At 42.8% G+C, this 12,256-nt stretch carries 12 protein-coding genes; 1 reads left to right on the top strand and 11 read right to left on the bottom strand.

Annotated features, from left to right (window positions below):
* Positions 1-17: 17 nt before the first annotated feature.
* The 5 genes from mptB to EQY75_RS11170 form a co-directional block, all read right to left on the bottom strand.
* Entirely contained in the window at positions 18-1,382 is a 1,365-nt protein-coding gene (gene mptB, locus EQY75_RS11190; RefSeq protein WP_129605876.1) for a polyprenol phosphomannose-dependent alpha 1,6 mannosyltransferase MptB, read from the bottom strand.
* 137 nt (positions 1,383-1,519) lie between these two features.
* A complete protein-coding gene (locus EQY75_RS11185) occupies positions 1,520-3,004 on the bottom strand; it encodes a cellulose synthase family protein (RefSeq protein WP_129605874.1) in 1,485 nt (494 codons plus the stop codon).
* Position 3,005: 1 nt separating this feature from the next.
* Complete coding sequence (locus tag EQY75_RS11180; RefSeq protein WP_129605872.1) at positions 3,006-3,695, bottom strand: glycosyltransferase family 2 protein; 690 nt, start codon at positions 3,693-3,695, stop codon at positions 3,006-3,008.
* A 65-nt stretch (positions 3,696-3,760) separates the two neighbouring features.
* On the bottom strand, positions 3,761-5,341 hold the full coding sequence (locus EQY75_RS11175; RefSeq protein ID WP_129605870.1) for a 4Fe-4S binding protein: 1,581 nt from the start codon (positions 5,339-5,341) through the stop codon (positions 3,761-3,763).
* Between the two features lie 12 nt (positions 5,342-5,353).
* Positions 5,354-6,700 carry an NAD(P)/FAD-dependent oxidoreductase gene (locus EQY75_RS11170; protein WP_129605869.1) on the bottom strand — a complete coding sequence of 449 codons (1,347 nt, stop codon included), beginning with the start codon at positions 6,698-6,700 and terminating at the stop codon, positions 5,354-5,356.
* A 113-nt stretch (positions 6,701-6,813) separates the two neighbouring features.
* On the opposite strand from EQY75_RS11170, the gene EQY75_RS11165 reads away from it, so the two are divergent.
* Positions 6,814-7,818, top strand: coding sequence for a glycoside hydrolase family 113 (locus EQY75_RS11165; RefSeq protein ID WP_129607094.1), 1,005 nt, complete (start codon positions 6,814-6,816; stop codon positions 7,816-7,818).
* A gap of 23 nt (positions 7,819-7,841) precedes the next feature.
* On the opposite strand, the gene EQY75_RS11160 is transcribed toward EQY75_RS11165, so the two are convergent.
* The 6 genes from EQY75_RS11160 to EQY75_RS11135 form a co-directional block, all read right to left on the bottom strand.
* Positions 7,842-8,552, bottom strand: a complete 711-nt coding sequence (locus tag EQY75_RS11160) for a TIGR04283 family arsenosugar biosynthesis glycosyltransferase (RefSeq protein ID WP_129605867.1) — start codon at positions 8,550-8,552, stop codon at positions 7,842-7,844.
* Positions 8,553-8,633: 81 nt separating this feature from the next.
* Positions 8,634-9,266 (bottom strand): DUF547 domain-containing protein, encoded by a 633-nt coding sequence (locus EQY75_RS11155; RefSeq protein ID WP_165200641.1) that lies wholly within the window; start codon positions 9,264-9,266, stop codon positions 8,634-8,636.
* A gap of 10 nt (positions 9,267-9,276) precedes the next feature.
* Positions 9,277-10,242 (bottom strand): arsenosugar biosynthesis arsenite methyltransferase ArsM, encoded by a 966-nt coding sequence (gene arsM / locus EQY75_RS11150; protein ID WP_129605864.1) that lies wholly within the window; start codon positions 10,240-10,242, stop codon positions 9,277-9,279.
* Positions 10,239-11,054, bottom strand: coding sequence for a purine-nucleoside phosphorylase (locus EQY75_RS11145; RefSeq protein WP_129605863.1), 816 nt, complete (start codon positions 11,052-11,054; stop codon positions 10,239-10,241). The genes arsM and EQY75_RS11145 overlap by 4 nt, the downstream gene beginning before the upstream one ends.
* Positions 11,051-11,671 carry a TIGR04282 family arsenosugar biosynthesis glycosyltransferase gene (locus tag EQY75_RS11140; RefSeq protein WP_129607092.1) on the bottom strand — a complete coding sequence of 207 codons (621 nt, stop codon included), beginning with the start codon at positions 11,669-11,671 and terminating at the stop codon, positions 11,051-11,053. The genes EQY75_RS11145 and EQY75_RS11140 overlap by 4 nt, the downstream gene beginning before the upstream one ends.
* Positions 11,661-12,182 (bottom strand): rhodanese-like domain-containing protein, encoded by a 522-nt coding sequence (locus tag EQY75_RS11135; protein WP_129605861.1) that lies wholly within the window; start codon positions 12,180-12,182, stop codon positions 11,661-11,663. The genes EQY75_RS11140 and EQY75_RS11135 overlap by 11 nt, the downstream gene beginning before the upstream one ends.
* Positions 12,183-12,256: the final 74 nt, after the last annotated feature.

Below are 12,256 nucleotides of genomic sequence, written 5' to 3'. Positions count from 1 at the left end.
GAATTATCCCCTTTGTCCTATACATTTTTGGGAATTAGCGATTTAAAACTCCTATGCTTAAACAATTCGTAGATGAAAAACCCATAAACCGATAAATATTCAATAATGAGAAATCCCATTGACTCTTCTACCTCAGCGCCTCTGTATGCAGAATAACTTAAAACAATGGTTGCTGACCAGACCAAAGGGAATCGGTAATCCGTAAAAAGGCAAAGTACTAACAGAGAAATTACGTACCACGGATGAACGGTGGGAGATAGGAAAAAGTAAACAGCCAGAATAAAGAGCATAGACTGAATCAGAATGCGCATTGAGTTGTTTTTTCGAAAGTAACTCAGCAAGCATACCCAGAGGATTACAATTACCGGAATTAGTCTTCCATAGCTCTTAATAAGCTCCCAGGGCTTCAGATCAATACGAGCCCCGAGGTTTTTAACTACATTGTAGATACTTGCATTGAATTCAAAATTTGAGAACCACAGAGAAAGGGTAGCCATGTAATTTTGAGAAAATTCCGGATCGTAAAAGGGAATAATTGTGGCGATGACAAGCAGCATAACCAAGGTATTGAACACCAATCCTTTTTTAAAACCGAGGGATTTAAAAAATAGCGGTAAGAACATCAGAGGGATAAGTTTTACTGAAATGGACAGTGCCATGGGCACCGTAGCCAGAAGCCATTTATTATTAGCGATGAGATGCAAAGCGAAAAGCAGAAAGAACAACATCACACCTTCGAAGTGAAGATTACCTCCTAACTCGGTAATTACAAGGGGATTCAGGAAGTACCAAAAGATAAGGTGGGGAGATTTGTTGACAAATTTTAATAGCTTCCGACCGAAGTAAAAAATTCCCAGATCGGCTAGGAGTAAGACTACTCTTATCGCAATTAAACTTCCTAGTATTTCTCCTCCTCCAAGCCAAGCGCATAGTCCGAACAGCATCTGACTAAGCGGGGGATAATTACTAAAATTGGAGGCACTCAGCGATTCCATTCCCTCTATCAAATACTTTGCTTGAGGGATGACAATTTCCGCACTCTCCAATAGATCAACAGGAAGGTATAAATACGGATTTACGCCCATATTGATGAGTTGTCCATCCCAAATAAACCTGTAAAAATCCTGGGATAGATTAGGCGAGGTAACAAGAAAAATTAATCGAAATGCGATACCCAGAAAAAGTAGGAATTTGTAATTCCACTTTTCGAATTGTATAAGCTTGTAACAGAGGAAAAATAACGCCAGATACAACCCCAAAAGTCGGGTAAAGTCTGAACGCTCAAGATGGTAGGCAAAAGTATAGTAAAACAGGCCGCACAGTAAAGAAATAAGAATGGGAACTTTATGGAGTTTCCAATACGTCAAAACCGCGTTGGGCATGGGAGGAAAGGCTAATGGTTTTTACAAATAACCGAAAAAAAAAGGGGAGTTCGACAAAAAAATAAGGAGCCTTCATCAAGCTGTGAAGGCTCCTCAATAATAATTAATTGGTGGCTAATTTTAAAATTTTAGTTCTGCTATACCTTGGAGGTTAATGACTTAAAGAATACAAAGCCAAAGCCGAGGAAAAGCATAAAATGGAACGGAAATAATCCAAAATCATTTAAGGGGATAGCGCTGTACATTCCAAATAAAAAGTACACCATCAGAGCAAACTCCAGAATCATATTCGGAGAAAGCTTTGTAGCGAGATATTTATTGCCTTTCCAGCTATCCGTAAGGTTGTTGATGTTGAATTTCGGCGTTCTCACAAACTCACTGCGCTTGCCCATATGACCTTCGAGCACAGCTACAGTATTGTGCAGGGAGAAGCCGAGGGCTACTGAGAAAAATGTAAAGAACAATTTGATGTAGTCAATAAAGTGATCGAGGCTGCTTCCCTGTATGCTCTTGTAGGTGAACCAATAACAGATAAAAAGGATAATGGTGGATACGATAAAGAAGCTGGTGGCCTCAAAAATCCAGTCTAAATGCCCGTAGGTATTTTTTATATAAAGCATGGGGATACTCAAGATAGCGACCAAAAAAACAAACAGGAACATGGAACTATTGAGCAGATGCATTACCCCGTGAAACTTCGTTTTAAAAGGGATGTTTTTTGCCGAGATTACATTGAGGACGGTTTTCCTGAAATTCTCAGCTCCTCCTTTGTTCCAGCGAAACTGCTGAGAGCGCGCTGCGCTAATGACTACAGGAAGTTCGGCGGGAGTTTCCACGTCTTCCAGGTACTTAAATTTCCAATTCTTCAGCTGTGCCCTGTAACTAAGATCGAGATCCTCCGTTAAGGTATCGCCTTCCCAGTTTCCGGCGTCAAGGATACACTCTTTTCTCCAGATACCTGCTGTACCATTAAAATTGATAAAATGCCCCTTAGCATTACGCCCTACCTGTTCCAGGGTAAAGTGAGCGTCAAGGGCAAAGGCCTGTATCCTTGTAAGGATGGAATAGTCTCGGTTGATATGACCCCAGCGGGTCTGTACAACACCTATTTCTTCATCTTTAAAATACACGACGGTCTTTTTAAGCCAGTCAGGATCAGGAAGAAAATCAGCATCGAAAATAGCGATGAAATCCCCTTTGGCGATTTTGAGTCCTTCTTTTAGGGCTCCGGCTTTATATCCTTGCCTGTTCTCTCTTCTTATATGCTTTATATCCAGACCTTTTTCCTGCAATTCTGCGATCCTTTCAGCCGTCTGATGTACGGAATCGTCAGTCGAATCATCAAGTACCTGAATTTCAAGTTTGCTTTTGGGGTAGGCAATTTTAGAAATGTTATCCAACAATCTCTCAACGACGTACTCCTCGTTATAAATAGGTAGTTGAATAGTTACCGAAGGAATTTCCTTAGGGTCTAATAAGTTGAATTTTGGAGCCAGCTTTTGCGTTTTTTTATACCCGAGATAGTTCAGCAACAAATTCAGCTGCGCTAGACTGTAGAAAAAAATCAGTAGCAGCGCCAGGCTGTAAATTCCGATGATGATGTAAGCAATTGTTAGTCCCATTTTATTTTAAACTGTATTTAAATATCCAACCCAGGATTTTTATGCCGGCAAATATAGTACCTTTTACTGTACCGGATACCTTTGAGATACCAATTCTTTTTTTGTAACGCACTGGTACTTCGGTATATGCTATGCCTTTTTTTAATACTTTTAACTGCATTTCAACCGTCCAGCCATAGGTCTTATCTTCCATTTCCAGGGCCATCAACTGTTCATAACGTATAGCTCTGAACGGCCCGAGATCAGTAAAGTCTGACCTGTAAATCATTCTCATCAGGAACGTTGCCAATCCATTTCCAAAGCTTTGCTGTGGGGTCATAGATCCTTTTTCCCGTAAAGCCTTTGTCCGCGCACCGATCACAAAATCGACATCTCCATCCAGTATAGGCTTTACTACTTTGTGGAGGTCTTCGGGATAGTCCGAATAATCTCCGTCCATAAATACGACAATGGCAGGGGGTTTGGATCGTTTCTTTAGATATTTAATTCCTTTGAGACAGGCAAAGCCATACCCCATATTCTCTTCGAAGAGCACCGTAGCCCCGGCAGCCTCTGCTGCAACGGCTGTATTATCTGTAGAATTATTGTTCACTACGATGATCTCGGAAACCAATTCAGGAATCTCGGAAATGACGGCGGCAATAGATTGGCCTTCATTGTAGGCGGGAATAATAACGACGATTTCCTTCATTTTTTTATGCGCCACATCGGGTTAAGGACAAACGATTTATCGTGCGCGAAAATAGCAGAATGCATTTACTTATCATTTACCAGCTCCATTAAATCTACATCATTTCCCAGCAATACCTGAGTAGGATTAATCCGTCCTTTTTCGGGACCGTTTTCCAGCTTTAGTACCCCTCTGGGGCAAACTGCTGAACAAATACCGCAACCCACACAACTGGAACGTATGATGTTTTCTCCCTTCTGGGCATAAGCCCTTACGTCTATACCCTGTTCACAATAGGTAGAGCAATTGCCACATGAAATGCACTGACCGCCATTGGTGGTGATCCTGAATCTGGATTTAAAGCGTTGTACAAAGCCCAGGTAGGCGGCCAGGGGACAACCAAATCGGCACCAAACACGATTGCCAAAAATGGGATAAAAACCGGTGCCGATTACCCCTGCAAAAATAGAGCCTATCAGCAGGCTGTAGGTGTTTTGAACACTTGAGGTCTTTATTCCTAATACCGTTCCTGTTTCAGAGAAAAAACTGTAAAGTGTCATCAGGGTCATGCCCACTGCAAAGACAAGAACGCCGTGGATCAGCCAACGCTCTACTCTCCAGGACAGCAAGGTCTTACTGGAATGCTGCCTGTAAGGATCCCCCAGGGTTTCGGCAAGTCCGCCACAACCACATACCCAGGAACAGTACCATCGCTTTCCAAAAAAATAGACCATTACGGGTACAATGACCAGGGTGAGCAGCGTTCCCCATACCAGGATAAATATCCCTATTCCTCCACTATTTATCAGGGAGCGTAAATTCCATTGGAAAAAGAAATCGTAATCCAGAGGGAAGGCATTTTTAAAATCGTAGTACGGCATCTGAAGGCGAACCATGATCTCGGGAATCAGGAAGGCGAAAACGATCTGAAAAAACAGTACAGAAGTAGTTCTGATCATCTGATAACGGTTATGACGGTACTTGATATACATCCTGACGCCCATAACTGTCATTACGGTGCAATACATAAACCCATAAACAAACCAGTGCCCGGCCGGGTTGCCGCTCAGGGCCTCACTAGTTGGATCTACCAAATAGGTCCAGTTAACAGCAAACTGAGGCCTGAAATAAAGTAATAGATAAAAAGCGATCAGATAAAAGAAAACCAGCCAGGCTATCCATCCGCGATTGGTTGAATTTGCGTGATATATCCCGTCGTTTTTGATCCCTTTTTTACCAAGTAGAACCACGTTCGGAAGGATATACATTAGAGCGCCAATAATGCCTAATCCGAAAGTCATAAACCACATTAAGCCCTTGTTTTCCGGGATGAATCCGGAACCGGCCTGTTTTCCCAAATCTGCCGAAATATCATGAGCCTTGGTGTAAATCACCTTTTTGTACTCCTTGTTTTTCCGATGTGTGGAATTGGCTTCATCGAGAGCCGTTGCGATAATTGGTGTGAGATTGTGCATTCCTGAGAAATCTTTTCCCACAACCTCCTGCTCTATGTCTTTTATGAATAATTCACTTTTTATTCCTTTCTCTTCAACCCATTTGGTAAAATCTGAAGAAGTAAGAGAATAAGTCCCAATAAAAGGGAGTGAAGTAAAAATGCCTAATCCGATAAGGAATACAATCAGGCCAATTCGCTTTATAGTTTTCATCCTGATTCTTCTTTAGGCAGATTTAAAAATACGTTTCCAGCTTTTCTTTTTGGGTTTGATACTCGTTCCCATCTCCTTGTTATAGCTGTTTACAATTTCTCCTTCGTATTGATCGTAAAATTCCGGATCAAAGTTGGCATCCTTAAGGTATTCCATTACATAATCGACTGAGCGATTTTCGGTAAGCCAACGATCAAAGATTTCATGCCTCATCCGGATCCCAAAAGTGTTGATACCCAGGAATTTTCTGTTGGAAGAGTGGTAGGCAATTGTGATGCATACCAATTCCTTCTGGTGTCTCCAATGAAAATGCTTTTCGTTTGCTTTGCGATTACGGTCACTAAACACCCAACCATAGGTCTGATATTCAATGTCGAGGAATTTAGCCGAATTGAACCAATGCCCGGGATTGTATTTCCTTCGTTGTCCGCATATGGTGTGTGCCACAGTCTCGCCCATCATCCTGCCGGTATACCATACAGCCTCTACCGGGCGCCTATTACCTATGGCCTCATTTTGTTCAGCACAATCTCCGATGGCGTATATATCTTCAATATTTGTTTCGAGATATCGGTTTACTTTTACTCCTTTTCCCAGCTCAATTCCGGAGTTCTTTAAAAATGCAATATTAGGGGTAACTCCTGCCGTAAGTCCAACGAGATTACAGGAAATGGTGTCCCCCTTGTCAGTAACTACGGCCTTTGCCCTGCCTTCCTCATCTGAGAGTATTTCAACCAGGTTGGTACTCAGACGCAGGTCAATATGGTGGTCCCTGATATGTTCATTGATCATTTGGGATTCTCCTTCCGGTAAAACGCCGTTCCAGAAGCTACTTTCTCGAACCAGGAAAGTCACGGGTATATCCCTGCTTCTGAGCATCTCAGCCAGCTCAATGCCTATGAGCCCACCACCAACGATCACTGCCCGAGGACAACTTTCTTTATCAGGGGCATCAATTTCGAGCTGTTCCAGTTCCTGCTTGGAATACAACCCCTGGACGCCCTTCAAATCCTGGCCCGGCCATCCAAATCTATTGGGTCTGGAGCCTGTGGCAATGATCAGTTTATCGTAGCGAATAGGACCTCTGTCGTCTAGAATCAACTGTTTGTTAGCATGGTCTACCTCATTCACATATCCCTGAACCAATTCTATGCGGTTTTTCTCCCAGAACCAATTTTCATAGGGCTGGGTATGCTCAAACTTCATATGTCCCATGTAGACATACATCAAGGCCGTTCTGGAAAAGAAGAATTCACTTTCTGCAGAGATGATAATGATTCGTTTGTCTGAAAGCTTTCTGATGTGCCTTGCTGCGGTGACGCCTGCAATTCCATTCCCGATGATTACTACAGTTTCCATGTATTTGGTTGAATTTACCACTTGAGTCGGTTTAAATATAAGAACTTAACAGCCTTGCCGGATTCTGCGGAGCCTAAAAAATTGTAATTTAGTGTTTCATAGGTCAGATTATGATGAAGCGACTTTGTTTTCTCTTCCTGGGTCTGCTTCAGTTTTCCTGTAGCAGCCAGTTTGTTGGTAAAATCAATGGGGTGAGTTTTGTGGCTTCGCGGGACAAGGTCACCCAGGAAAATATTACTCCGGTTAAACAAATCTATGCAGATCACGCCGCCGTTATGCCTTTTGGTTTTATACGAGAGGTGAATTCTCCGAATATTGTATTCAATACAGAGCGGCAATGGTTTGGAGAGACAAGGATAGGCGCAAAACAGTACATAGAACAACTGCATAAAAACAAGATCAGGGTAATGGTAAAGCCGCAGATTTGGATATGGCGTGGCGTTTTTACCGGAGGACTTAAGATGGAGAGTGAAGCCGACTGGCAGAAACTCGAAGCGTCTTACGAAGATTTTATCCTCACCTATGCCAGTCTCGCAGAGGAATCAAAAGCCGAGATTTTCTGCATAGGAACGGAGCTCGAACAGTTCGTCAGCCAGCGTCCCGAATTTTGGGAGAGCCTGATCACAAAAATACGCGGTCGGTACAAAGGAAAATTGACATACGCCGCAAATTGGGATGAATTTGGAAAAACGCCTTTTTGGGCCGATTTGGATTACATAGGAATAGATGCCTACTTCCCCTTATCAGAGTCGAAAACTCCAACGGTTGAAGAGTTAAAATCGGGATGGCAACCGTGGAAAGATAAAATTTCATCGGTTTCAAAGACCGCAAACCGACCTGTGCTGTTTACTGAATTCGGTTACAGGAGTATGGACTACACGGCGAAGAAGCCATGGCTGGTAGATCGCAATGAAGAAACCGTTAACCTGGAAGCTCAGGCTAATGCCAAGAAGGCTATTTTTGAATCCTTTTGGGAAGAAGATTGGTTTGCAGGAGGATTTATCTGGAAATGGTTTATCAACCATGAAAAATCGGGAGGACCAGGGGATAACCGATTTACGCCTCAAAATAAGCCTGCACAGGAAGTCATTAAGACCTTTTACAAGCTTTATGAATAATTAAAATCTCTTTTTAATTCCCGTTAGTTGGATTTAATGTGCTTGTCATAATAGGCGTAAAGCACTTCTGGACGAGACCCTTTGTAGTACAAAAAGTGAATTCTCGCAAAATGATATTGAAGTCTCAGCAAGCCGTTCTTTCTGTATTTTCGCGCAGAAGTTTTAAGTTTCTCGGGTAATACAGTAAAACGCGAGTGGTTATAAATCCTGCCGATAAATTCATTGTCCTCGTAGATCCGGTATCTCTCATCGAAGCCCCCAAGAGCATCGAATTGTGTTTTCGTAATAAACAGGGACTGATCTCCCCCACGGCAAATCTGAAAATTAAAGCGCGAGAACCAGGCAAATAGATTGAGAAATCGGCTACGGCTGTCAAATTGAAGACGGAAACATCCTGCTGTATCTTTATGCAGTATGGCTTCTCGAATACAACTATCATATGCCTGCGGAGGATAACTGTCTGCATGCAGGAAATAGAGAATACTCCCTTTAGCCGATCTCGCTCCTCTATTCATTTGGGAAGCACGTCCTATTGGAGAAGATAAGGCGATAGCACCCAGTGCGATGGCTACCTCCATAGAGTTATCAGAACTCCCACCATCTACAACAATGAATTCGAGTTTCTCAGGCGTGTCAGCTACTGCTCTTAAATAGGGGATAAGCCTTCCCAGGTTAGCTTCCTCATTGATCACCGGGATAATGATGCTTATATCTTGGATATCACTTTTTTTCATTCAGGCTCCAGTCGTAAGGTAGATAAGACAACTTTGTATTTTCCTGAAGGTCAATTCTTGTAAAGGGTTGAAGGTAATCGATCAGGCTGCCATATTGGGTAAAATCCCCCTATACCATTTGAAAATTGGAGAAAGTTGAACCTCTTCTTTTGAAATCCGGTTTTTACTCTTATCGTTGATAAAGCCCATAGTCGCTTGCTGTAACTGCAATTCAATTCCTTTGGCCGTAAAAGCAGTATCCATTAGTTTGGGACAAGAATAGGACGCACAATTTATGGCAAAATGTATGCGGGGCTCGTTCATTTTGCGCAGTATTCCGAATTCGATTTTACTCAAAGAAACACGATCATTACCGAGACGAATACGTTTCTCGCCCCAGGGATTGTCTATATCCTTTATGCTCTTTAAGGGATAGTTCTCCAGAATCAGATGAACTGTGGCGGCATTGTAGAGGTTGATGTAAAAGGCCAGTTTTTCACTTTTTGATTGCCTGGCGCTGGGTTCATTATCGCCGAGGTATTCGAGATAGGCCTCTAGCTCAGTTTTCTTTTTCATAAATCCGGGATAGTCAACAAACCCTTCTTTAGTGACGTTTTCCTGAAGCAATTTTGTCCAGGCCGAGTGGTCCAATGCGTCATTTGACTGCAAAGAATTCTGGCTTTGTGGCGTTGCAAAAAACAGGCTAGCCCATATTAGAAATAGAGTCGTCTTCATGCAGTAAATTTTAACAGCAACCGCCACCATCGTAGTGCCAGGTGCTTTCACTTATGTGGATTTGTTCCTGAAGTCCGGCCAGGGCAGCAGCTGTTTTATCACAGACTGCCAAAGGCTGATTTTGAATCAGCACATGTCCCTTTTTGTCGTCAAGGTAAGGCTCACTTCCGTAGTAGATCGCTGTTTTCCCGGTAAAAATACATGGGCCATCTTCCGGCATCGGATCCTTGATAGCTGCGATTTCGATGGATTCAATATGGATTAATTCATCCGTAGGATAATGATTGGGTGAGAGGATTCTGTACGATTTACGAGCTCTGATCTCTATGGTTCCAAAGCCGGCATCGGTCAGGACCTTTACATAGTCCTTAATCGGAATACTGCCGCTGAGGCAAAGTGCTCTTAACCGGTCGTCATTACGCAAGGTCTCATTCATGGGTTGCTCACAAACGGGGTCACTCATCACCAGCCTTCCATGGGGTTTCAGAACCCGATACATTTCCGCTACCGCTTTTTTAAGGTCTTCAAGTTTAAAGATATTAAAGAGGCAATTTTGCGCCGCAACGTCCATACTTTCAGTTTCTATGGGCAAATTGAGGGCATCACCTTTTACGAGGTTGACAAATTCGCTTTTAAACCAGGGGTTCTCCTTTTCTGCAATTTTGAAATTTTTCTCGCTGGCAGAAAGCATTTCATCAACAACATCCACTCCGGTTACTCCACCGATTTGCCTTGAGAAATAAGCAAACTGCAACAATTCCATTCCGCCGCCAACTCCTACGTAAAGAACCTTTGGATTATTGACCAGATCTGAAGCTGATACAGTGCTTCCACAGCCGTAGTTCATTTCCTGCATAATGGTGGGAATAGATAAGCCCGGGAGCTGCCATACAGGGTTGGTGGTACAGCATAAGCCCACATCCGGGGTTAAAGCAGCTTGTTTATACAGGTCATTGGTCGCTTCTAAATAACTCATAGCATTTTTATTAATTCGGTGAATATAGTAATCATTTTTGGTTCCGTTTTCCCGGCGACCTCTATTATCTCCGCAACATTGACGGGCTCCAGATTATCCGGGTCACATTCGTCTGTCAAGACAGACACTGCTACTACAGGTAGTCGTAAATGATTGGCAATAATTACTTCTGGTACTGTACTCATTCCTACTGCGTCTGCACCAAGGGTCTTCAGCATTCTGTATTCTGCCTTGGTTTCGAGCTGGGGTCCCACAACTGCTGCATACACCCCTTTTCGCAATGAGATATTGTGTTTTTGTGAGATGGTCTCGATTTTTTTTCTCATTTCCGGATCGTAAGGTTCACTCATATCCACAAACCGATCCCCGAATTCGGCTACATTCTTAAAAGCCAAAGGCGACCCCCCTTGCAAATTGATATGATCTTCAACAAGCATAATATCCCCTTTTTTAAAATCGAGATTTACCGCTCCGGCAGCATTGGATATAAACAATTTTTTAATGCCGAGCTGTCGCATAACCCTTATGGGGTAGGTGACGTCAAAGAATTCATATCCTTCGTAGAGATGAAACCTGCCCTGCATCACCACTACTTTTTTCTCCCCCATGGTTCCATAGACTAGTTTTCCGGTATGAAACTCAACAGTTGCCAGAGGAAAGAAGGGAATATTATGGTAATGGGCCACGAGGGAATCCTCAATTTCATCTACCAATTTGCCTAGGCCCGTGCCGAGAACGATGCCAATCTCAGGCTCGTGGAAGCCCTTGCTTTGAAGGTATTCTGTAGATTCATTTAGTTGCTTTTGTGTCATAGTTTATTTTTTAAAAAGGGCTTAAAGGCAGGGATATCTGCGATATCTTCAAGCACATCCACGTCGTTTTTTAAAGTTAACAGGGTATAATTTTCATGCTTTAGGTTCTTAAGGGTGTCTTTAAGAACACTATCCGTACCCCAATTTTTTGCTTCAAATACCTCCGGGAGAAAGCGTGTCATCCCGAGTAAATAATAGCCACCATCGACGGCGGGACCGAGAACGAAATCATTGGACTGCATTTTGTCAAAAGCCGCTATAAGGTCATGGGTGCTGAGGTCAAAGAGATCGCTTCCGATGACAATGATACGCTTATATCCGGCCTTAAATCCCACTTTGAAGGCATTGGCCATACGCTGCCCCAGATCTTCCCCCTCTTGAAGCTTTTTGTGATATACATTTTCATCCCATAGATCGTTAACGCCTATTTTATCAGAGTAATAAACCGTCTTTTGCACCTTGAGAGGTGCAGTAATCGCTACGGTATGTTGCAAAAGAAAGGTGTAGATGGCGAGGGCAGTTTTATCCCCCACTGATGCAGCCAGCCTTGTCTTGCATTTGCCTAACTCCGGATTGCGGGTAAAGATCAGGAGGAGACAGTTGTTCTCATCTTTCATCCTTCTCCTCACTTTCAAGACTGTAAACTTTTTCTCCTTTAGTAAGGAGTAATCCCCAGAATTTATTGTAGGCATGAACTCTTTTGGTCTCTCTGTCATCAGCGTCCACAACCGGCAAATCCTCCTCCATCCATTTGAAGATTCCGCCAGACATATTCTTTACGTCTGAATACCCCAGTTCTATAAGTCGTTCTCCTATTTTTCCTGAGCGTATACCCAGGGAACAGTACACCAGGTATGTGGCCTCTTTGTCTGGGAATAGGGAAGTAAATTGATCAATATCGAAATTAGTATACCCGATATACTTAGCATCGGGCAAATGACTTACTTCATATTCTTCTCTTTCCCGGGCATCCAGGCGGATGTAAGAAGGATTTACCGAAACCTCGGTAACCGATGCAAGGGGAACGTCTTTATTTGAGAGTTTATCGATTAACTTTTCCATAGTTCGCTGACTAAAAGAAGTGTTAGCCATCAGAATTACTCCTGCGCAAAGGATTATTTTTTGCATAAAGACAAAGATAGGATATTGAGAAAGATTCAAAAATGTGGGCTACCTATTCTTAACGAAAAATTTGTTGTATT

Origin of the sequence: Muriicola soli, from assembly GCF_004139715.1 — a bacterium.
GTDB classification, from domain to species: Bacteria; Bacteroidota; Bacteroidia; order Flavobacteriales; family Flavobacteriaceae; genus Muriicola; species Muriicola soli.
The sequence above is the reverse complement of the archived record's forward strand: the minus strand, read 5'-3'. Positions and strand labels throughout refer to the sequence as shown.